Origin of the sequence: Pseudohongiella sp. (genome assembly GCF_040877505.1) — a bacterium.
Classification (GTDB): Bacteria; Pseudomonadota; Gammaproteobacteria; order Pseudomonadales; family Pseudohongiellaceae; genus Pseudohongiella.
In genome coordinates, this window is sequence record NZ_JBBDNQ010000015.1 from 321,351 (window position 1) to 344,501 (window position 23,151).

Annotated in this window: 17 protein-coding genes, 1 tRNA gene and 1 pseudogene; 5 read left to right on the forward strand and 14 right to left on the reverse strand. The window is 56.5% G+C overall.

The features are described from left to right. Window positions 1–41: 41 nt before the first annotated feature. On the reverse strand, window positions 42–1,976 hold the full coding sequence (locus WD071_RS05935; protein ID WP_368047426.1) for a methyl-accepting chemotaxis protein: 1,935 nt from the start codon (window positions 1,974–1,976) through the stop codon (window positions 42–44). Window positions 1,977–2,162: 186 nt separating this feature from the next. Here WD071_RS05935 and WD071_RS05940 point away from each other — a divergent pair, with 186 nt between their 5' ends. Further along, window positions 2,163–3,605 (forward strand): diguanylate cyclase, encoded by a 1,443-nt coding sequence (locus tag WD071_RS05940; protein WP_368047427.1) that lies wholly within the window; start codon window positions 2,163–2,165, stop codon window positions 3,603–3,605. 40 nt (window positions 3,606–3,645) lie between these two features. Here WD071_RS05940 and WD071_RS05945 read toward each other — a convergent pair whose 3' ends face one another. From WD071_RS05945 to rnr, 11 genes are all read right to left on the reverse strand, one after another. Continuing rightward, window positions 3,646–4,407 carry an ABC transporter permease gene (locus tag WD071_RS05945; protein WP_368047428.1) on the reverse strand — a complete coding sequence of 254 codons (762 nt, stop codon included), beginning with the start codon at window positions 4,405–4,407 and terminating at the stop codon, window positions 3,646–3,648. A gap of 13 nt (window positions 4,408–4,420) precedes the next feature. After that, window positions 4,421–5,371 carry an ABC transporter ATP-binding protein gene (locus WD071_RS05950; protein ID WP_368047429.1) on the reverse strand — a complete coding sequence of 317 codons (951 nt, stop codon included), beginning with the start codon at window positions 5,369–5,371 and terminating at the stop codon, window positions 4,421–4,423. A gap of 18 nt (window positions 5,372–5,389) precedes the next feature. Beyond that, window positions 5,390–6,775: a DNA repair protein RadA gene (gene radA, locus WD071_RS05955; RefSeq protein ID WP_368047430.1), complete on the reverse strand. Its 1,386-nt coding sequence runs from the start codon at window positions 6,773–6,775 to the stop codon at window positions 5,390–5,392. A 10-nt stretch (window positions 6,776–6,785) separates the two neighbouring features. Next, entirely contained in the window at window positions 6,786–7,967 is a 1,182-nt protein-coding gene (alr, locus tag WD071_RS05960; protein ID WP_368047431.1) for an alanine racemase, read from the reverse strand. After that, entirely contained in the window at window positions 7,951–9,378 is a 1,428-nt protein-coding gene (gene dnaB / locus WD071_RS05965; RefSeq protein WP_368047432.1) for a replicative DNA helicase, read from the reverse strand. The genes alr and dnaB overlap by 17 nt, the downstream gene beginning before the upstream one ends. Before the next feature lie 168 nt (window positions 9,379–9,546). Further along, entirely contained in the window at window positions 9,547–10,014 is a 468-nt protein-coding gene (gene rplI / locus WD071_RS05970; RefSeq protein ID WP_368047433.1) for a 50S ribosomal protein L9, read from the reverse strand. A gap of 39 nt (window positions 10,015–10,053) precedes the next feature. Continuing rightward, window positions 10,054–10,893 carry a hypothetical protein gene (locus WD071_RS05975; RefSeq protein WP_368047435.1) on the reverse strand — a complete coding sequence of 280 codons (840 nt, stop codon included), beginning with the start codon at window positions 10,891–10,893 and terminating at the stop codon, window positions 10,054–10,056. Between the two features lie 39 nt (window positions 10,894–10,932). After that, complete coding sequence (gene rpsR / locus WD071_RS05980) at window positions 10,933–11,163, reverse strand: 30S ribosomal protein S18 (protein ID WP_070116348.1); 231 nt, start codon at window positions 11,161–11,163, stop codon at window positions 10,933–10,935. Window positions 11,164–11,189: 26 nt separating this feature from the next. Continuing rightward, complete coding sequence (gene rpsF / locus WD071_RS05985) at window positions 11,190–11,693, reverse strand: 30S ribosomal protein S6 (RefSeq protein WP_368047436.1); 504 nt, start codon at window positions 11,691–11,693, stop codon at window positions 11,190–11,192. Between the two features lie 320 nt (window positions 11,694–12,013). Next, on the reverse strand, window positions 12,014–12,832 hold the full coding sequence (rlmB, locus tag WD071_RS05990) for a 23S rRNA (guanosine(2251)-2'-O)-methyltransferase RlmB (protein ID WP_368047437.1): 819 nt from the start codon (window positions 12,830–12,832) through the stop codon (window positions 12,014–12,016). Next, window positions 12,832–15,624, reverse strand: coding sequence for a ribonuclease R (rnr, locus tag WD071_RS05995; protein WP_368047438.1), 2,793 nt, complete (start codon window positions 15,622–15,624; stop codon window positions 12,832–12,834). Before rnr ends, rlmB begins: the two co-directional genes overlap by 1 nt. 146 nt (window positions 15,625–15,770) lie before the next feature. Between rnr and WD071_RS06000 the strand changes: the two genes are divergently transcribed. Next, window positions 15,771–15,857: transfer RNA gene (locus WD071_RS06000), tRNA-Leu, on the forward strand. Window positions 15,858–15,917: 60 nt separating this feature from the next. Here WD071_RS06000 and WD071_RS06005 read toward each other — a convergent pair. Together WD071_RS06005 and WD071_RS06010 are read right to left on the reverse strand one after the other, a co-directional pair. Beyond that, window positions 15,918–16,326, reverse strand: a pseudogene (locus WD071_RS06005) (hypothetical protein). Then, complete coding sequence (locus tag WD071_RS06010) at window positions 16,323–17,021, reverse strand: DUF433 domain-containing protein (protein WP_368047439.1); 699 nt, start codon at window positions 17,019–17,021, stop codon at window positions 16,323–16,325. The pseudogene WD071_RS06005 and the gene WD071_RS06010 overlap by 4 nt, the downstream one beginning before the upstream one ends. Before the next feature lie 280 nt (window positions 17,022–17,301). On the opposite strand from WD071_RS06010, the gene WD071_RS06015 reads away from it, so the two are divergent. The 3 genes from WD071_RS06015 (at window position 17,302) to hutH (ending at window position 23,091) form a co-directional block, all read left to right on the forward strand. Continuing rightward, on the forward strand, window positions 17,302–18,810 hold the full coding sequence (locus tag WD071_RS06015; RefSeq protein ID WP_368047440.1) for an FAD-binding domain-containing protein: 1,509 nt from the start codon (window positions 17,302–17,304) through the stop codon (window positions 18,808–18,810). Between the two features lie 197 nt (window positions 18,811–19,007). After that, window positions 19,008–21,332, forward strand: coding sequence for a TonB-dependent receptor (locus WD071_RS06020; protein WP_368047441.1), 2,325 nt, complete (start codon window positions 19,008–19,010; stop codon window positions 21,330–21,332). A 154-nt stretch (window positions 21,333–21,486) separates the two neighbouring features. Next, the gene (gene hutH / locus WD071_RS06025) at window positions 21,487–23,091 is read left to right on the forward strand and encodes a histidine ammonia-lyase (RefSeq protein ID WP_368047442.1); all 1,605 of its coding nucleotides are present in this window, start codon (window positions 21,487–21,489) and stop codon (window positions 23,089–23,091) included. Window positions 23,092–23,151: the final 60 nt, after the last annotated feature.

Consider the following 23,151-nt stretch of genomic DNA (forward strand, 5'->3'; position numbering starts at 1 on the left):
CAGCACGCGCATCGTCAATTGTTCAGGCTGAACGTCGGCGCTCAGACCTGGAATCGGGTCACCAGTGCGCGCAGGCGCTCGGCAAGATTGGCCAACGAGTCACTGGCTTCGGTGGACTGCGCCACACTGCGCCCGGTGTGCTCGGCCACATCACTGATGCCGTGGATGTTCTGATTGATTTCGCGTGCAGCGGCCGTCTGTTGTTCAGCGGCACTGGCGATCTGCTGTGTCATCTCCTCGATCAGCAACACACCCCGGGTGATACGCTCGAGCGCCTGATCCGTCTCCTCGATGCGCTCCACCATGGAGGCGGCACCGGTTCTGCTGCCCTCCATGACTTTCTCCGCCTTCACCGCACCACCCTGCAATTTTTCAATCGTGGACTGAATCTCTATCGTTGAATCCTTGGTACGACTGGCCAGGGTGCGAACTTCATCCGCTACCACGGCAAAACCCCGACCGCTCTCACCCGCACGCGCGGACTCAATGGCCGCATTGAGCGCCAGCAGGTTGGTCTGTTCAGCGATATTTTCAATGACCTGCAACACACTGCCGATCTTGTCACTGTCGCTGCGCAGCTCGGTGACAACGCGCACTGCATTTTCGATATCGGCCGACAGGGCATTGATGGCAGCCACTGTAGCCGCCACCACGTCACGCCCGCTGGTCGCATCCGTGCTGACCTGGCGCGCGCTGTCCGCGGCCCTGTGTGTATTTGATGCCACTTCCTCTACCGTGGTTGTCATCTCATTCATCGCCGCCGCCGTGCTGTCGATACGATTATTCTGATCGACGATGCCGCTACTGGTCATTTCATTGACCTGGGTCAGTTCGGTGGCAGCCGCAGCGACCTGCTCAGCATATTTCATGACTTCATCAAGCATGGTTCGCAAACTGCTCTGCATGGTATTAATGGACGCCAGCAGACTGTTGGAATCATTGGGCCGCAGCTTGATGGTGCCGGTCAGGTCTCCCTGCGCAACCCGGTGAACAACCTCAGCCGCATATTCCGGGTCGCCGCCCAGGGTTTTCACCACACTGCGCACCAGAGTGATGCTGGCGATGATGGCTATCAGCAGAATCACGGCAGTGACCGCCAGTATCGTCCAGAACACGGTGTTCAGTTCGGCAAATGCCACATCCTGCCGCGTTTCCTGCACCAGCCCCCAGCCCAGCAGCGGCATGTATGAATAGCTGCCCACCACGGGCGTGCCGGCCGCGTTGGAATACTGCCCGGTGCCGCTGCGACCTGCCGCAATGGCATTACCGGCCACCGTATCGACCGGCTGATCCATCTGGCGCAGGGATTGCGCCGGTGTGACTGGCCGGGCATCGGAATCCAGCAGATACACTTCCGATCCCTCGCCACCGCCCAGCTCGCTCACCCGGCTCAGAATGGTATCGACCCGCACCGCGCCTCGCATCACACCGATGACCTGGCCATCGACCCGGACCGGGATCGCCACCGTGCTGACCTGGTTGCCCGTTGCGCGCGAAATGACCGGTTGCGAGAACGCATCGTCACCACCGCTGGCCTGCTGAAACCAGGCACGATCTGCAACCGCAAAGGCCTGTGCTTCGTCAGGCGTCATGATGCGGCCACTGCTGCCATCGTATTCCACACCGACCACGCCAAAACCAGCCATATCAACAAAGAATATGGTGTCATAGAAACCTTGTGCGTTGGCAATCTGCAGCATCAGGTGTTCGGTCCGGGCCAGATCCTGAAAACGCACCGAATCCAGACTCGCGAGGTAACGCATTTCGTCCTGCCGGGCCCGCGCCCAGTCCAGGAAAGAGCGCACATTCAACGAGCCCGATACCTCCAGCTCATTCATGGTGACCCGGGTAAACGAGTCCCGGTAGGACACGTAGACCAGTGTCGATACAGCCACCACCGAAACCAGCACCACGCCGGTCATCCAGATTGTCAGGCGAGCACCAAAGCTCAGGGAAGATGATGGCTTAACGGACATTTTTTTACTCCAGTAGCAAAGGCTTCGCTGACGCTGCCAGCGGTTTGAATATGATGATAATATGGGCCCCGACACCAACAGCAGAATGGCTGGGATTACGCCCGTAAAGGGAGTATCGGCAACCCCCTGCCTTACTTGAGGCAGGAAGACAGTATTAAAAGGCAGGCAGACTGATCCGGGACTCGCATGTATAAAAGAAAAGTTTTGTTCGTCAGCGCCCTGACTGCGCTCATGGTCATCGGCTTCATGGCCACCAGTCTGACCAGCTATTTTGTCGCGCAGGATTCGCTGGCGCGCAATATCTCCGAGCAGATGCTGCCTCTGACCAGCGACAATATATACTCGGAAATCCAGCGCGACCTGTTGCGTCCGATCCTGATTTCGTCAGTCATGGCCACCGATACCTTTGTGCGCGACTGGGCACTGACCGGCGAAGAAGACCCCGAACGCATCATCGCCTACCTCAACGAAATTCAGCAGCAGTATCAGACCATCACCGCCTTCTACGTTTCAGAGGAGAGTCGCCGCTACTATCATCCCAACGGCGTCTTGCGGACAGTGTCACCGGATGAGCCAGGTGATGAGTGGTACTTCCGGGTCCGCGATATGCGAGAGCCCTACGAGGTAAACGTTGATACTGACACCGCGGACCTCAGTCGGGTGAGCATCTTTATCAACTACCGGGTGCTGGATTACAACAACAACTACATCGGCGCAACCGGGGTTGGCCTGTCAGTCGAGGCAGTCACCCGGTTGATTGATACCTATCAGGAACGTTACAACCGCTCCATTTATTTTGTTGACCGGCAGGGCAATGTCACGCTGACCGGACAGGGATATGACCGCTCGGCACACCTGCAGGACCAGGACTCGCTGGGGCCGCTGGCCACCCGGATTCTGAGCACGCCCAGCTCGTCGATCAGTTACACCAACTCCGCCGGCGATCGCGTGTACCTGAACAGCCGCCTGGTGCCGGAGTTTGACTGGTACCTGATCGTTGAGCAGAACTCGCCCGCCTCGGCGCAGCGGCTGGACGATACCCTGATTCTGAACCTGGGCCTGTCTGCCGCCATCATGCTGCTGGTGCTCATTATTGCTCACTTCACCCTGCGCTCTTACCAGCGCCGTCTGGAAGACATGGCCACCAAAGACCGCCTGACCGGGGTCGCCAACCGGCACTTGTTCGAAATGATTTTTAACCATGTGCAGAAGAACTCGCAACGTTATCCGCGGCCGGTGGCCTTGATTGGCATTGATATTGACCACTTCAAACACACCAATGACACTCATGGTCATCAGGCCGGCGATCTGGTGCTGCAGGCGGTGGCCAATACCATCCTGCAGCAGACACGGGACAGCGACACCCTGTGCCGCTGGGGTGGGGAAGAATTTGTCCTGCTGCTGGACAACTGCACAGTCGAGGATGCCATGCAGCGCGCAGAAACAATCCGTAACGCCGTCAAAGCTCAGGTCGTTGCATTCGGCAAGGCCCGGATACAGATCACCCTGAGTCTGGGCGTGACCACCTATCATCCGGGTGAATCACTGGATCCGTTCATTGCCCGTGCCGACGCCGCCCTTTATCAGGCCAAAGATGATGGCCGCGACCGCACTGTACTGGCGCAATAGAACCCCGGAGAGGAACTGTGACAGCCTGGCAGGCTGTCATTTAGTTGCGCAGGTGATATCCGGTTTTGAATATCCAGGCCACTGTTGCCATGCAGGCAGCCAGGAAACCCAGGATAATACCGATACTGATCCAGACACTGACATCAGCCTGGCTGTAAAAACTCCAGCGCAGGCCGCTGACCAGATAGAACACCGGGTTGAACAGCGTCACCATCTGCCAGACCGGAGACAGCATGCTGACCGAGTAGAACGTACCGCCCAAAAAGACCAGCGGTGTCACCACCAGCAGAGGTATCATCTGCAGTTTCTCAAAATTGTCGGCCCAGATGCCAATGATGAACCCGAACAGGCTGAAACTGACCGCGGTCAGCACCAGAAACATCAGCATCACAAACGGATGCTGGATCTGCAGATCAACAAAAAACGTGGCCGTACCCAGAATGATCAGCCCCAGCACAAGGGCTTTGGTCGCGGCGGCCCCGACATAACCCAGCACCACCTCCAGCATGGATACCGGCGCTGACAACAATTCATAGATGGTGCCAGTGAATTTGGGGAAATAAATACCAAAGGCTGCGTTGGAAATGCTCTGCGTGAGCAGTGACAGCATGATCAGCCCCGGCACAATAAAAGCGCCATAGCTGATGCCTTCAACCTGGTTGATGCGCGAGCCGATGGCGGCGCCAAACACCACAAAATACAGCGATGTGGTAATCACCGGTGCCACCACGCTCTGCAGCAGGGTGCGACGCGTGCGCGCCATTTCAAAACGATAGATTGCGTTTACAGCATGCAGGTTCATTAAACTAACTCCTTCAACCCTTCTCAACCAGGCGAACAAAAATATCTTCCAGCGAACTTTGCGTGGTGCTCAGGTCGCGGAAACTGATCTGCGCCTCGCGCAGTGCGTCCAGCACCGTGGTAATGCCGGTGCGTTCCGCCTGGGTATCAAAGGTGTAGACCAGGGTGTAACCCTCATCCTTGAGTTCGATTTCGAATGCATTCAGGGTTGCGGGCAACTCCGTCAGCGGCTGTTTGAGCTCAAGCATCAGCTGTTTCTTGCCCAGCTTCTGCATCAGGCTCTTCTTGTCTTCCACCAGAATCAGCTCGCCGTTGGCAATCACGCCAATGCGGTCCGCCATCTCCTCGGCTTCTTCAATATAGTGCGTGGTCAGGATGATTGTGACGCCGCTTTCGCGCAGCTTGTGCACCAGCTGCCACATCTCGCGGCGCAACTCGACATCCACACCGGCCGACGGCTCATCCAGAAACAGGATGCGCGGCTCGTGCGACAGCGCTTTGGCAATCAGCAGCCGGCGTTTCATGCCGCCGGACAGCGTGCGGATCATGTTGTCACGCTTGTCCCACAACGACACATCTTTCAGGACTTTTTCGATGTAGGCCGGGTCCTTGGCCTTGCCAAACAGCCCGCGGCTGAAGCTGACCGTTACCCAAGGCGTTTCAAAGGCATCGGTGGTCAGCTCCTGCGGCACCAGACCAATCAGTGCGCGCGTCTCGCGAAAATCCTTGCTGATGTCTTTGCCATCGACGGTGACGCTGCCACTGGTGGCCTGGGCGATGCCACAGATGGTAGAGATCAGTGTGGTTTTGCCGGCGCCGTTGGGGCCCAGCAACGCAATGATCTCACCCGGGTAGATATCCAGATTGATGTTCTTCAGCGCCTGAAAACCGTCCTTGTAGGACTTGTTCAGGTTTTTGATCGAGACAATCGGCTGTTGATTTACTGCTTGATCCAGTTCTGGCATAACGATTCCAATGATAACTTACAGCGCTGCCAACGCTTCGGAGAGTTTACTCACGCCGATGATTTCCATCCCGGCGATCGGCGATTTCGGACAATTAGCCTTGGGCACAATCGCTTTGCGGAAGCCGTGTTTGGCAGCTTCCTGTAGTCGTTCCTGGCCGCTGGGCACCGGGCGGATCTCACCGGCCAGCCCCACTTCACCAAACACCACCAGCTCATGCGGCAAGGCACGATCACGGAAACTGGAGACAATGGCCAACAAAAGCGCCAGGTCAGCGCCGGTCTCAGTGACTTTGACGCCGCCCACCACGTTAACGAACACATCCTGGTCGGCCATGTACAGACCACCGTGACGGTGCAGCACGGCCAGCAACATGCCCAGGCGGTTCTGATCCAGGCCCACTGCCAGGCGGCGCGGATTGCCGCCCTGCCCGCCATCGACCAGCGCCTGGATTTCCACCAGCAGGGGTCGGGTGCCTTCCCATAACACCATCACCAGTGAGCCGGGACTTTCTTCTTCCGTGCGCGCCAGGAAAATTGCCGACGGATTCTTCACTTCCTTCAGGCCTTTTTCGGTCATGGCAAACACACCAAGCTCATTCACCGCGCCAAAGCGGTTCTTCTGCCCGCGCAATGTGCGGTAGCGGGTGTCACTGCCGCCTTCCAGCATGATGAAACAGTCAATCATGTGCTCCAGTACTTTGGGCCCGGCCAGGCTGCCATCCTTGGTGACGTGGCCCACCAGGAACAACACCGTGCCGGTCTGTTTGGCATAACGGATCAGGTACGCGGCGCACTCACGCACCTGCGACACACTGCCTGGTGCCGAGGGCACGTCAGCGCTGTGCATGACCTGAATGGAATCCACGACCAACAACCGGGGCTGTACCTGCGAGGCCAGTTCACAAATGGTTTCCACCTGGGTTTCGGCCAGCATTTTCAGGTTCTTTTCCGGCAGACCCAGGCGTTTCGCGCGCATGCCCACCTGCTGCAGGGATTCCTCACCGGTGACATACATGGCCGGCATCTGCTGTGCCAGCATACACATCACCTGCAATAACAGCGTGCTTTTACCGGCGCCGGGATTACCACCAATCAGAATCGCCGAGCCGGGCACCAGACCACCGCCCAGCACCCGATCCAGCTCCTGCATGGAGGAAGAGAAGCGTGGTACCGCCGCCACATCAATCTCCGACAGATCCTGAACTGCGTCAGATAGCTCACCGGCATAACCCTGACGCCGGAAATCCGCCTGCACCGACGGCGATTGATTGGTCGCACCCAAGGTAATGCGCGTCAGCGTGTTCCACTCTTTGCAGGCCACGCACTGGCCCTGCCATTTGCCATGTTCGGTGCCGCAATCACTGCACACATAGGCGGTTTTGGTTTTAGTGGTTTTGGCCATAGGGACACAACTACTGATAAATAAATTTAACGCGCGAGGTAATCTGACAGAATAACTCGTAGGCGATGGTCTGGCACAAATCGGCAATACGTTCGGCCGGCAACTGCTGTCCCCAGCCCTGCCCCCATAATAACACTTCGTCGCCCGGCGCCGCCGGTATACCGGTCAGATCCACGGTCAACATATCCATGGACACCCGACCGGCCAGTGGTGCCTCGAACACCCTGCCACCTGCATGAATCAGCACCGGTGTGCCCGACGGTGCATGACGCGGATACCCGTCGCCGTAACCAATGCCAATGACACCAATACGCATATCCTGTTGACAGTGATACGTGGCGCCATAACCTACCGTATCACCGGCCCTGACCTCATTGATGGTGACCAGGCGTGACTTCAGGCTCATCACCGGTAGCAGACCAAAGGCCGGTCCGTGTTCACCAACCATGGGCGATGCACCATAAAGCATGATGCCCGGCCGACACATGCTGAAGTGTGCCTGCGGCCAGGCCAGAATGCCGGCCGATGCCGACAGGCTCATGCCATCGCATTCACGGTCAAGTGCCACTGTGTCTGCCAGCGCCTCGAAATTCCGGAGCTGCGAAGCAGCCAGTGGCAATGCCGGTTCATCGGCCGTGGCAAAATGCGACATCAGCGTCAGCGACGTTTGCTGGGGCAGGCTCTTCAGCCAGGGCCAGATGTCAGCAAAGGCCTGCGCCGACATGCCCAGCCGGTTCATGCCGGTGTTGGTTTTTACCCAGATGCGCAGCGGCTGGAACTGCATGCGGGGCGCCAGCGTGTCTTCTGAGAAAGCCAGTTCCTGCTTCAGCAGATCGGCCTGCCACGGCGAATGCAGCACCCACATAAAGCCGGTGGCCAGTATTTCCGTCAGTTCTGCGGCATTGACCGGACCGCGCAGAATCAGGATATCGCGCAGGCCCAGGGCCTGATAAACCCGGCGCGCCTCCGCCAGCGTGGCCACCGCAAAACAATCGCCGCCCCTGAACTCATGGCTTAACGCCCGCGCGATCTGCTCAACACCGTGGCCATAGGCATTGGCCTTGATCACGGCGCAGAGCTGGCTGTCGGGCGCATAGTGACGGGCGCGGCGGAAGTTGTGCTGAACCGCGGCCAGGTCGATCTCGGCCCAGCTATGTGCATCAACCTGATGATGATCAACCATAGTTATCATCGTAGTCGGGCAGCGCCAGATTTTCGAAGCGCAGCAGGTGCCCGATAAAGCCCAGCTTCACAGTACCAATGGGGCCATTACGCTGCTTGCCGATAATGATTTCTGCCACACCCTTGTCCTGCGTGTCTTCATTGTAGACTTCATCGCGATAAACAAACGCAATGATATCCGCGTCCTGCTCGATGGCACCCGATTCACGCAGGTCCGACATCACCGGTCGTTTGTTGGGGCGTTGTTCCAGGCCCCGGTTCAACTGCGACAGGGCCATGACCGGGCACTCGAACTCACGCGCCATGGTTTTTAACGAGCGCGAGATTTCCGAGATTTCACCCACGCGGTTGTCACCAAAGCCCTTGATCTGCATCAGTTGCAGATAGTCGACCACAATCAGGCCAACGCCACCGTACTCACGGGCAACACGTCGGGCGCGGGCGCGCATTTCGGTCGGGCTCAGGCCCACGGCATCATCGATCAGAATGGGCCGGTCCTTGAGTTTGGCAATGGCCGAGGTCAGTTTGGGCCAGTCCTCCTCTTCCAGCTGACCACTGCGCAAACGCGTCTGGTCGATACGGCCGATGGAGCTGAGCATACGGAAAATCAGGCTTTCTGCCGGCATCTCCAGACTGAAGATCAGCACCGGTTTGTCCTGGCTCAGGCCGACATGCTCGGCCAGGTTCATGGCAAAGGTGGTTTTACCCATGGACGGTCGGCCGGCAATAATAATCAGGTCGGATTTCTGCAGACCCGAGGTTTTCTTGTCCAGATCCTTGTAACCGGTGGACAGGCCGGTGATGCCGCCCTTGGATTTGATCAATTCGTCAATTTTCTCCACCGCCTTGGTCAGCAGCGGATTGACCTGCTGCGGGCCGCCATCCTGAGCACGGTTGTCGGCAATCTGGAAAACTGCCTGCTCGGCCTGGTCCAGTACCTCGGCGGCGGGCCGCCCGGCGGGATTAAAGGCGTTGTCGGAGATCTCGTTGGACACCCGGATCAGGGTGCGCAGTGTGGCGCGCTCGCGAATGATCTGCGAGTAGGCCCGGATGTTGGCGGTGCCACGAGCATGGCTGACCAGATCAGTCAGATATTCCAGGCCACCGGCGGTTTCCAGTTCGTTCAGGCTGTCCAGCGCCTCGACCAGGGTAACCACGTCAATCGGTTTGCTGGTTTCCACCTGCCTGAGCATGACGTTGAAAATCAGCTGGTGTTCGTGGCGGTAGAAGTCTTCGGCCTGCAGCACTTCGGCGACGTCATCCCAGGCAGTGTTGTCCTGCATCAGACCCCCGAGCACGGCCTGTTCGGCTTCTACCGAATTCGGTGGCACCTTTAACGACAGGACGCTTTGCGGGCCACTGGCGCTTTGCGGGCCCCCGGCGCTACGTGGCGATGCTGACGATTCCTTGGATTCCGACATAGTCCTGGGTTTCCGGCATGAACTGGAAAAAAATAGACAAAAAAAAGCACCGCAGCCCTGAGGCGACGGTGCTCTATTCTCCCACTACCCGGTTGTGTTCACAACCAGCAGATGGTGGTCCGGTCAGTGCTGCAGATCAGCACCAGACCCGGGTGTGTCTCGGGTCGTTTACGCCTGCGCCTGCTGCTGCGCCGGCACCAGTGCCACGGTAATCACCGCTTCCACTTCAAAACCCAGATCGATGCTGATTTCATATTCGCCGACTTCACGGATCGCACCCAGGGGCAGACGTACTTCTGCTTTCACCAGGTCACTGCCGGTGGCCGCGTTGGCCGCATCCGCGATGTCCTTGGTGCCTACAGAACCGAACAGCTTGCCTTCGTCGCCGGCATTCACTTCGATCTCAACACGCAGATCCTTGATCTTGGCAGCACGGGCCTGAGCCGCAGCCACTTTCTCGTTGTGCGCAGCCATCAGCTCAGCACGACGGGCTTCAAAATCAGTGATGTTCGACTTGGTTGCCGGGATTGCCTTGCCTGTCGGGAACAGGAAGTTACGTGCGTAACCCGCTTTCACTGCAGCGGTGTCACCAACGCCGCCGAGACGACCAACTTTTTCCAGTAATATTACGTTCATGATGTTTTCCTCAATTTAGCTCTTGAGCTATTCAATTCGTCAACTCTGCTTCTGAATCCGGCCCCGGAAGTCGTACCAGCTATCCGCAAGTGCGAACACGGCCAACAACTGAGCCAGCGGCGGATTCAGCATGAGCATGTAAAATGCAATCAGCCAAAGCCGCGACAAGTTCTTGATACCTACCAGCCCATGCACCAGCGCGACACCGGCAAAAAACAGGGGCAATACAAAATACATCGTCCAACCGGACAGCACTGTTATGCCAAAACTCGCCAGCACAAACAGCACCATCAATGCCACGGCCACCGCTGGCTGCAGACGGAACTGGTGAAACTCCTGCTGAAAACCACCCGGGTTAAACAGCAAGGCCTGCCACCAGCGCGCCAACATGGTCAGGCATATCGCCAGGAACATGTGCATGACACCAAACAGGCTGATCAGGACACCCTGCATCAGCTCTGGCGGTACTTCCGGCATCTCCGCCCCGGTACCGCCGCTGGCCAGAAACATCTCAACCTGTTCGGTCAGCAGGACCAGAAACTCCGGCCGCAACCGCAGCGCCAGCTCTGCACCCACGCCCACCAGGGTGGCCGCGAGCATGGTGACCTGCCATGACGAGGTCTGTCGCAGCACCGTCGCCAGGGCAAACACCCCGATCAGCAAAATCAGCGGGGTAATATCCCCGGCCATCGCCCAACCAATCAGCGGCAACGCGGCCCAGGCTGCCACCATCAAGGCCTCTCGCGGCCCGTGGCGTAAACCCACCAACGCCACAATCGCCGGCGCCAGCATGTTGGCAAGCGGGATCAAACCGCACAAAAACGCTGCCGTGATCGCCTGTCGGCGACCGTTCATTGCGTATTGTGCTAAACCCCGCATAACACTCTCATTTCAGCAAGAGCCCCGCCCAAGCAGGGATCAAACGTTGTGGCTGTCCGTGTACGGGATCAATGCCAGGTGACGCGCGCGCTTGACGGCAGTCGCCAGCTGACGCTGATAACGCGCCTTGGTACCGGTAATACGGCTGGGAACAATCTTGCCTGTCTCAGAGATATAGGCTTTGAGTGTTTCCAGATCTTTGTAATCGATTTGCTTTGTGCCTTCGGCCGTAAATTTGCAGAACTTACGGCGACGGAAAAAACGTGCCATGGTCAATATCCTTTAAAAAACTGTGATTATTTGTCGTCTTCGTCGCTGTCGTCATCGGAGTCAGCGTCGTCGCCATCGTAATCTTCGCCGTCGCTGTCTTCGTCATCGCTGTCATCGGCGGCGGCTTCTTCACGGGCAGCCTGACGCTCAGCGGCTTCATCTTCCAGACGGCGCTTCTGCTCGGCACGGGCACGACGTTCGCGGCTTTCGCGCTCGCCCTGCAGGATCAGTGACTCTTCAGTGACCGCTTCATCAGTCTTGATCACGAGGTTACGCAGGATAGCGTCGTTGTAACGGAACAGGGTGACGATTTCGTCGAGCACGTCCTGGTTACACTCAACGTTCATCAGCACGTAATGCGCTTTGTGAATCTTGTTGATCGGGTAAGCCAACTGGCGACGGCCCCAGTCTTCTTCGCGGTGGATGGTACCGCCGCTCTCGGTCACCATCTGCTTGTAACGCTCAACCATCGCGGGGACCTGATCGCTTTGATCAGGGTGTACTACAAATACAATCTCGTAATGTCTCATAGAGACTCCTTCTGGCAATAAGTCTTCCGTAATCCCGGCCTTCATGGCCTGGGCGGTAAGACAAGGAGTGAAGTTAATCCCGTCATCTACTCTGCTGTTCAGCCTTCACGTGGCTGCAGACCGGCCTTCCGGCAGGAATTCAGGGATCGCGAAGTTTAAAGAACTTCGCTTAGTTATGCAAATTAATTTCCCCCAGCCACTGAAAAACTATCTGCGTTGCCATTGCTTCGTTAAAACAGGCTCACAATGCTCATTTACTAGCGTGTAAACTGCGCTTGCTCGCCTGTTTTGCCTCGCATTGGCTGCCTCGATTACGTTTTTCAGCGGCCTGTAGCCTTGGGCTTCCTTTGTCGGATGGCCTCGAAGAGGCATACACCTGTTGCTACCGAGACGTTGAGACTGCTGACGGCCCCTGCCATGGGGATGGAGATCAGGAAGTCGCAGTGCTCGCGGGTCAGGCGGCGCAGGCCCTTGCCTTCGGAGCCCATGACCAGCGCCCGCGGGCCGGTCAGGTCGGCGTCATACAGACTTTGTGTGGACTCACCGGCGGTGCCGGTTATCCAGATGCCGCGCTGCTGCAGGGCTGCCATGGTGCGGCTGAGATTGGTCACCGCCACCAGATTGACCTTTTCCGCCGCGCCGCTGGCCACCTTGCGCACGGTCAGGTTCAACGTTGCCGAGTTGTCCCTGGGCACAATCACCGCATCGACACCGGCCGCATCCGCGGTGCGCAGACAGGCGCCCAGGTTATGCGGATCAGTGACTTCATCCAGAATCAGCAATAAAGGGGGGTGCGGCAGCTTGTCGAGCATGGCATTGAGGAAGGCTTCATCCTTGACGGTATCGCGCCACTGGCACAAGGCGGCCACGCCCTGATGCACCGGGCCGCTCTTGCCAGGTCGGGTTTTATCAGATCGAGCTTTACCCGTTTTTTTACCGTCACCGCTAATGCGCTGTTCCAGCTCCGCGCGCGGCACCACTTTAAACACCAGCCCCAGCTCCTGCGCCAGCGCTCGCACCTCTTCAATGCGCTGATCGCTGCGCTCCTGCTGCAGCAACAACTCGTGCACATCTTCCGGGTGCCGCCGCAGCAGTTCGCTGACCGCATGAATGCCTACAATCCACTCGCGGGTGGACATTAATCAGACGCTCCCAGCTTTTTCATCAAGCGCTTGAACATGCTGGGCTTCTTGGCGGCAGGCTTCTGGTTAGACTTATCACCCGGTTTCTGCGAATACTCTTTCGCCGGCTTCCGGGCACGTCGCTGCGCGGCGGTCTGGGCTGGCTTGCGCGTGCGCTTCTGGGCGGGCTTCTGTCCGGATTTTTGATCGGTCTTTTGCCCAGACTTTTGCCCGGTTTTGGGTGCAGCCTTCTTACCCGCAGTGGTCGACTTTTTCGCGGCACCGGATTTAGCAGCACCACCACGACCCTTGGGCTTCGGCGCGTCGTCTGTCGCCTGGTCTTTGGCCTTGTCACCGCGCGAGCGCTTCGGCTTGGTTTCGCCGGCGTTATCATCTTTAGCGGCAGAACCCCTGCCACCGGCAGCTTTACCACCCGCTTTGCCTTTGCCGCCGGCTTTTCCGCCGCGGCTCTTGCGCGCCTTGTCAGCCGCAACGTTGCCGCTGGAATCCAGCAGTTGTAAATCAATCTTGCGGTCATCCAGGTCCACGCGCGCGACCCGCACCCGCACCGAATCACCGAGGTGGAAGGTGGTACCGCTGTGCTCACCGACCAGCATCTGATGCACTGGATCAAATTTGTAATAGTCGTTGGCCAGCGCCGTGATATGCACCAGGCCTTCCACATAAATATCGGTGAGCAACACAAACAGACCAAAACCGGTCACCGACGCCACCGTACCCTCAAAGTCATCACCCACGCGATCCTGCACGTACTCACACTTCAGCCAGTCCTGCACGTCGTAACTGGCGGCATCGGCGCGGCGCTCAAAGGTGGAACAGATCTCACCAAAATGCTGCATGTCCTTCAGCTGATACGGATAGATTTCCTTGCGGGTCAGTTTCGGCGCGCCTTCCACCTGACGGATAAACTGCTTCTTTTTACCTTCACGAATCAGGAAGCGCAGGCCACGGTGCACCAGCAGGTCCGGATAGCGGCGAATCGGCGAGGTAAAGTGGGTGTAGGCTTCAAAGCCCAGACCAAAGTGGCCGATGTTCTCCGGCGAATACACCGCCTGCAACATCGAACGCACCAGCATGGTCTGAATAAGGCGCGCATCCGGGCGATCGCCCACACCTTCCAGAATACGCTGGTAGTCTTGCGGCTCCGGCTTGGACTTGCGCGTCAGCACCAGGCCCAGTTCACGCAGGAAGGCGCTCAGGTTTTCCAGCTTCTCCGGGTTGGGGCCTTCATGCACGCGGTACAGCACCGGCAAATCGGAGTCTTCCAGGAAGCGCGCGGTACAGACGTTAGCCGCCAGCATGCACTCCTCTACCAGACGGTGCGCATTGTTGCGCTCCACCGGTACAATTTCGGCGATTTTGCGGGTTTCGCCAAAGATGATGCGGGTTTCATTGCTGGAGAAATCCAGCGCACCGGCTTCCTGCCGCGCCCTGGCCAACCGGTGATAGGTCTCGTACAGGGTTTTCAGATGCGGCAACACATCAGCGTAACGTTCACGTAAACGTTCACCGGACCGGACACGGATATCGCTGTCCGGCTCTTCCAGCATGTCCGCCACTTCGGTGTAGGTCAGGCGGGCATGAGAAAATATCACACCTTCATAAAAGCGGTAGTGCTCAACCTTGCCACTGGTGTTGAGCTCCATCTCACACACCATCACCAGGCGATTGACCTTGGGCTTGAGCGAACACAGGCCGTTGGACAACACTTCCGGCAGCATCGGCACCACGTGACCCGGGAAGTACACCGAGTTACCGCGCTTCTGCGCCTCATCGTCCAGCGGCGAGCCCGGCTTTACATAATGCGATACATCGGCAATGGCCACATACAGCCGCGAGCCGCCATTGTCCATGGGCTCACAGAATACCGCGTCATCAAAGTCCTTGGCATCCTCACCGTCAATGGTGACAAAGGGCAGCTTGCGCAGGTCAACACGGTTGGCCAGATCGGCTTCCGCCACTTCTTCGGTCAGCCCCTCAACCGCACGGTCAACATCGGCCGGCCACTCAAACGGAATGCCATGGCCGCGCAGTGCGACATCAATCTCCATGCCCGGCGCCATATGGTCGCCCAGGATTTCAGTGATCGCGCCCACCGCCTTGCGGCGGTGATCAGCGTAGCTGCGGATTTCAGCTACCACAAACTGGCCATCCTGCGCCTTGCCAATGTCTTTTTCCGGAATCAGAATTTCCTGACTGATGCGTCGGTTATCCGGCACCACCAGACCAAAGCCTTCCTCATGGTAGAAACGCCCGACCACCTGCGTGGTGCGACGCTCCAGTATTTCAACAATCATGCCCTCACGGCGGCCGCGGCGATCGACGCCCGACACCCGCGCCAGCACGATATCACCGTCAAATACCTTGACCATCTCGCCCGGGCTCAGGAACAGGTCACCGGAACCATCCTGCGGGATAAAGAAGCCCATGCCCTCTTTATTGCCCTGGATACGGCCCTTGATCAGCTCCATCTTGTCCGCCAGACCATACACGCCACGGCGGTTGCTGATCAGCTGGCCATCACGGGCCATGGCGATCAGACGCCGACGCAGGGCCTCCAGCTGATCCTCATCATCGGTCAGCTCCAGATGTTCACACAGATGCTCATAACTGACCGGCTCGCCGACTTCTTCCATGTATTCCATGATGAATTCGCGGCTGGGGATGGGCTTTTCGTAATTCTCCGCTTCGCGGTTGGCGAAGGGGTCTTTGATGGGAGCGCTGTCTGTGGTGGAACCCTTCCTGGACTTGGCGTCCTGCCCTGGGGCGTCGTGCTTTCGTGTAGCCATATTTCTCTATTTTCTCGTTTCGTCGCTATTTTGCCCGCATTATACACGCCCGGGCACCTTATTTGTTGAAGATTTTGTGTACACCCCATTGACAGCATGGGTGCAGATGGGCAAAATGCGCGCTCTGAAAAGCTTCACCCCGCAATGCCCAGGTGGTGGAATTGGTAGACACGCTAGCTTCAGGTGCTAGTGATCGAAAGGTCGTGGAGGTTCAAGTCCTCTCCTGGGCACCATTTGATAGCGCAACATACTGCTACTCTGCCAGCATCGGCCGATATCCGCATACACCTAGCTTAAATCTTTATCTGCTCAAGCTTACCTGGCGGACTGTATCTCCACGGCACCCGAAAGGCTGCCCCGCCCGATATTCTCTCCGATTGATCAATCAGAGAAGGCCACCATCGGACAAGTTGATACGCTTTGTCCCAGTAGGCAGCTGTAGACCAATGTTTTGCCAAACAGAAAACTATCAAGCCACATTCTCTCAGCGCCTGCTTTTCGAGGTCACTTTTCCTGAACTGATCCTGAGAAATGATTGCCCAGCCCCCCCTCCTTCCTTAACGCTTGTACCCACTCGATATCAGGGGTGTCCCGAGGAAATTTTTCGGAAAGAGGCACGACTTGATGCCCCTCCCCCTGTGAAAGCGCATGAAGCGCCCTGGCAAGGGCGGGAGGCAGGTTATTGTCTAGCAGGAATTTCAGGCTGCAACCCTGCGTTCAAACTGAATTGCCGCCTCCACTGCGGCAACCGGGATATCGTAAAGCCTTGCTACGCGAGAAGTATCTTCGCCTTCGGCATGCCAGGCACCGACAACGGCCTCAACACCGACTCCATAACCAGCAAGCACAGGCTTACCGAAATTACGAGCCGGATCCAATACCACTCTTTTGTTGTTTTTCATGGGGAACCAACGCCGCGCCGAGTCATCATCGGCGTATTCAATCCCGACATACAGGGACGGGCTGATGACTTGACTGAACACGTTTTGTCTTTTGACTAAATCCACCAGGGATTCCTCCCCGGTTTCCTCCTGCACCAAAGCGAAAACACTACGCCCATCCGTTTGAAAACGCTTACAAGTAAAGGGGTAAGCTTGATTGAACATTTCGCGGGCATGCTCAGAGGCACTGCGTATGGCTTGCAGTGTGACACCATGCTTGCGGAAAGCGTGAACAAAGCGGATTTCCAGAAGATCATGGAAACTCAGAGCATTATCGGCAGTGTTCGCCAATTCCGGTTGCCAAAGACCCTCGTGATGCCTGCCATTTGCGGTATAGCCAAAGAGCCAGCGACGCAACTCCACCGACGGGATGCCAGTATAGGCAGCTGCCTCGGCTGGACTATACAGGCCAATGCCGATCATTCTAGAGCCTAAGTTGTTATTATCACGGGACATCTTTGCGGAACCTCGGCTTGAAAAACACCTTGAGAATTAATTAGATTCTAGCATAGCGGAGTAGGCACTGGCATACCCGCTTTTACCAAATTGACAATGCGGCAGTAGGGCTGGGTGAAAATCAACTCTCCATGATCCGTCATCGTCACCTGCCTCGTATCCCCTGAGTCATCAACCTTAGTCGAAGGGTACTGTCTTGTTCACATCACGTCGAAAAGTCGCTTCCAGCCTGGTGCTTGCTAGTGGTTTAAGTATCCGCGCGGTGACGCCGGGTGAATAAGTGAACGTTGTCTGGTTCAAACGAGATTTGCGCATAGAAGATAACGTGGCGTTGACAGAGGCCGCTGAAAACGGCGCTGTCCTGCCTCTGTATATTCTTGAGCCGGCACTATGGCAGCAGCCCGACATGAGCTACCGGCATTATGCATTTTTGCAGGCATGCCTGCGGGAGCTCGATCAGGCGCTGAAACAGCGTGGTCAGAGGCTGATCATAAAGGTCGGCCATGCGGTTGACGTTCTCGAGGACCTTAAAAAACGACACCCCATTCAAACGCTGTGGTCTCATCAGGAGACATGGAGTGGCTGGACCTATGAACGCGACAAAGCTGTCAAACACTGGTGCCAGCAACAAAATATCCCCTGGTATGAGCCCGTTCAAAACGGGGTGATACGGCGCCTTAAAAACCGTGATGGCTGGGCCGCGCGCTGGTATCTGCAAATGAACAAACCCACCGCACAGCCTGCTGCAAATCTTAGCAAGATAAAGGAGAAATCTGACGCCTTGCCCAGTCATACCGAACTTGGCTTACAGGACGATGGGCCTGCTGATATTCAAAAAGGTGGGCGCTCGGAGGGGCTGAAACTGCTGCATAGCTTTTTGTATGAACGTGGCGAAGGTTATACCAAAGAAATGTCCTCACCGGTAACAGCGTTTGATAGCTGCTCCAGACTCTCCACTCATCTGGCATTCGGCACATTGTCCATGCGTGAAGTGTTCCAGGCCTGCCAGGCGCGCAGCCAGGAACTAAAGCAACTGCCGCGCGGCGAAAAAGGCAAATGGCCTGGCGCCCTGCGCTCCTTCTCCGGCAGGCTGCGCTGGCACTGCCACTTCATGCAAAAGCTTGAGGATGAGCCCCGTATCGAGTTCGAAAATATGCACGCGGCCTATGACGACTTACGCGCGAACGACTTCAACGAGGACACTTTCACTGCCTGGAAAGACGGCATGACGGGTTATCCCATGGTGGATGCCTGCATGCGTGCCTTGAAAGCAACAGGCTGGCTGAATTTTCGCATGCGGGCCATGGTCATGAGCTTTGCCAGTTATCACCTGTGGCTGCACTGGCGAAAACCAGCCCTTTACCTGGCCAGGCAGTTTACCGACTATGAGCCGGGCATTCATTACAGCCAGGTGCAAATGCAATCGGGCACCACCGGCATCAATGCGCTGCGGATCTACAACCCGATCAAACAGGGGTTTGACCAGGATCCTGAGGGTGTTTTCATTCGTCGCTGGATTCCCGAATTACGTGCGATGGATAAATCCGTTATCCATACGCCCTGGCTGGCACCATCACACATGAACGGCTATCCAATGCCGATTGTTGACGAAAAACTGGCCAGAAAAGCCGCCGCCGATAAATTATACGGTCTCAGAAAAAATAACGTCGCGCACAAAGAAACCGCCAAAAAAATCGTCACCAAACATGGTAGTCGCAAACCCGGTCGATCAAGGCCAGCCGGTAAAAAGAGTGCCAAGAATGATTCGCAAGGGGAGCTTCAGTTATGAAAGAGTTTGGGCGTGATGCCTTTCATGAATTGTCAGACTTGGCACCTTGCTGCCATCAAATCGTCACATAATCCCCCCATAATACGTCCCCGACATCGAGCACGGTGCGACCTCCCACTACTTAACACGGATCCATCGAGCCGGTCTGTTTTTGTGCCATCTATCAAGTGACATTACCCTTTTAAGAGACATCACCCATGCGCAAATCATCGATACTGAAGTTCGGTCTGACAGCGGGCCCCCTGCTTTTCACCTCCATCACCAGTGCCCAGACGGAAGAGGCGCCGACCCTGCAGGAGATCACAGTCACCGCGCAACAACGCGAACAATCCATCCTGGATGTGCCCGTCACCATGGACCTGATTCAGGGCGAATTTCTGGATCGCACCAATACCACCGAACTGGACGACCTGTCCCGGTTCATTCCCAACGTGGTGATTCAGGAGCAAGGCGCCAGCCTGCCCTCGTTTAATATTCGCGGCATCACCGACGACTCCGCCAGTATCACCGCAACACCGCGCATCTCGGTATACCAGGACGGCATCGATATCAGCAAGAAGACTGTTTCCAGCGTGTCGCTGTATGACATTGAGCGTATCGAAGTGCTGAAAGGTCCACAGCCCACCCTGTTCGGTGTCGCGGCAGCCAATGGTGCCATCAGCATGATTTCGGCCCAGCCGATCAACGAGTTCGAAGCCAATCTGCGCATGGCGACCAACACCGAGGGCGGCATCGACGTCCGCGGTATGATCAATACGCCTATCAACGATATATTTGCCTTTCGCCTGGCCGGCGCCTTCCGCGAACAGGATGGCAATATCAAAAACCTGGCTTGTGGCCCCGGCTCCTATAACCCGTCAGGCATGATCACCGATCAAAATGGCGTGTCCCGCTCCTGTGCCGGTGGTGACCTGAACGGCGTATCGGTGCAGGCACTGCGCGCCACGCTGAAAGCAGAGCTGGAGAACACCGATCTCCTGCTGCGCGCCTCCGTCGAGACCAATGAACAGCCCGGCATAGCCTTCAAGAGCGGCTCCATCGCGCCGCGCAATGGCGACACTAACCCGTTCACCGACGCCGAACTGGGCCTGGGCTCACTGATCGGCATTGACCGCGATCTGGAGTCACTGGACGCCGCGGTCACCCACCGTTTCAGCGATAGCCTGGCGCTGACCGTTGATGGTTACACCAAGGATGTGGAGCTGTCCGAAACCTTTGATGCCGACGGCACCGGCCTGCGCATTCAGGACGCATTTTTTGAAAACAATGCCAAGCTGTCCGGATACGGCGCCCGTCTTGTGTACGAGTCAGGCAGCCGCTTTGAGGGGTTTGTGGGCTTCTCCTCAACCCACGATGAATCGATACTGCCCTTTGTGCAGATGGTTGACCCGGTCCTGCGCGGCGCCTTCGACGCCCGGCTTGCAGAGCTCGAGGTTCAGTTTCCGAATATATCACTGACCAATGATGTGACCACCAACGCCTCCATCGAGGAAATCGCTGCGGTCAGACAGATGCTGGTCGACTCCCTGTTTAATGCCGATGGCACGCCGATCAGCGATCCGGCGACATCGTCCACCAACATTGTCGGCCCGTTCGTCTTTGAAGGTGAGCTGGACATCCTGTCCTACGTGGCCGAGGGGTCATACGACCTGACTGACAAAGTGACGCTGACTGCAGGCGTTCGCTACATCGACGAAACGCGCTTTTCCCGCGATACGCTCTTCAACACCTTCACCGCCGAAGGCGAAGCGGATTTTTCCGACGTTCTGCCGCGGTTCTCACTGAACTACAGTCACTCCAACAGTCTGTCACTGTATTTCAACTACGCTGAAGGCCGACGCTCTCCGGTGGTTGATGTGGATCCCTTCGGTACAACCTCCGTCATTGATGCCGAGACCGTAGACAGCTTTGATGTCGGCCTGAAGTACTACGGCGACCGCTTGTCTTTCACAAGTGCCTTGTTCGCCTACACCTACAAGGACTTCCAGGAAAGCTTCACCGACGCCCAGACGCTTGAAGGCAGGACGGTCACGGTAGGCGACTCGGACATGTTCGGCTTTGAGTCAACGGTCGACTACCAGGTGGATGACACCCTGCGGGTGGGCGCAACGCTCGGCCTGCTGGATGCCAAATTTGACGGCTCGGCAGAAAATGGCGGCGCCTTCGATTTTGGTGGCAACTCCTTCCGCCTGGCGCCTGACGTCAGCGGATCCCTGCATATCAACAAAGGCGTGCGGATCGCCGGTTACCCCATCGAGTTCGAATGGATCAGCTCCTTCCAGTCAGAAGTGTTCTTTGAAAGCAGCAACCGCCCGGAGCTCTCAGAAGACGCGTACTGGATCACGGATGTCTCCGTCAAGTTCGGTGGTGACCAACCCTGGCGCTTTGAAGTGTACGCCGACAACCTGTTCGACAAGGAATACCTGATTGACGCCGGCAACACCGGTGGCGGTTTTGGTATCCCGACCTTTGTAGCAGGCATGCCGTTTGTTGCCGGTGTGCGCATGTACGCTGACTTCTAAGTCCGATTAACTGTCCGGCAGGATAAGATGCTCTGGTTGCGCCCAGGCTTCCGGCATCTTATCCTTGCCAGTCAGGATCCCCGTCTCCATTGCCTGTCCCCGCCTGACGTGAAATCATACGGCTCACCATACCGGATATGGACAGACAGCCGCCATGAACGAAACCATCGACGCAGTGGATCAAAATCAAAAGAGAGTCAAAGCCGTGACGGCAACTGAATCAGCTATCATTTTTGGTAACAACAAGCTTTCTATTGAGCAAATCAATGATCTGGCGCAGCGTAAGGCTGTCGTCAAACTCAATTCAACACCCGAGTTTAGAGCCGCCATTGATCAGGGTGCGGACTTTATTAAACAACTGCTACGCGAAGATGGTGTTATTTATGGCGTTACCACGGGTTACGGTGATTCAGTCACCACCCAGGTTCCACTGCAGGATATTCAAGAACTGCCATTGCACCTGACCCGCTTTCATGGCTGTGGCCTGGGCAACATCTTTTCTGCCGAACAGACTCGAGCTATTCTGGCAGCGCGACTGGCCTCCCTGTGTCAAGGTTACTCAGGTGTAAGCTGGGCACTCCTGCAGCAGCTGGAACTACTTCTACAAAGGGATATTTTGCCGCGCATCCCCGAGGAAGGTTCGGTCGGCGCCAGTGGTGATCTGACCCCACTGTCCTATGTTGCCGCAGCGCTTATCGGCGAGCGGGAAGTGCTCTACCAGGAAACAATTCATCCCACAGAAAAAGTTTTCCAGACTCTGGGTATCCAGCCAATCACCTTACAACCCAAAGAAGGGCTGGCCGTGATGAATGGCACCGCCGTGATGACTGCACTGGCCTGCCTGGCTTTCAATCGCGCTGATTACCTGACCAGACTCTGTTCTCGCATTACCTCACTCTGCTCAATAGCTTTACAGGGCAATAGTGCGCATTTTGATGAACGGCTTTTCTCAGTCAAACCCCACCCGGGTCAAAACCAGATTGCTTCATGGATTCGCGATGATCTTAACCATCAAGAGCATCCGCGTAACTCCAGGCGTTTGCAGGACCGCTACTCTATTCGCTGCGCACCTCACATCATTGGCGCTCTCAAAGACGCAATGCCCTGGATGCGGGGAATTATTGAAACCGAATTGAACAGTGCGAATGACAATCCGATTATCGATGGCGCAGGTCAGCATGTTCTGCATGGCGGTCACTTTTATGGCGGCCATATTGCAATGGTCATGGACACCATGAAAACTGGCGTTGCCAACCTGGCCGATTTAATGGATCGGCAGATGGCTTTGTTGATGGACAATAAATTTAATAATGGATTACCCAATAATCTGTCGGCTTCAGCAGAGCATCGTAAACCTTTGAATCATGGATTTAAAGCGGTGCAGATAGGCATCAGTGCCTGGACTGCAGAAGCGTTAAAGCTAACCATGCCAGCGAGTGTGTTCTCGCGCTCAACCGAGTGTCACAACCAGGATAAGGTGAGCATGGGTACTATTGCCGCCCGCGACTGCCTGCGTATTCTGGAGTTAACCGAACAAGTGGCCGCAGCTTCATTAATGGCAGCCACCCAGGCGGTCACTTTACGTATCAGACAACAACAATTGGACCAGTCTTCGTTGTCCGACAACATTCGCACCACGTTACAACAGGTGTTTGAACACTTTGAACTGGTTAGCGAAGATCGCCCTCTGGAGCATGAGCTCAGACATTTTGTTGAGTTGATACAGACGCAACACTGGAGTACCTATTGCAATCAATAACAAACGGTAATCAGCCCCAAAATTAATTGAAGTCAAAAGTGGAATTTTCTCGTAATCTAC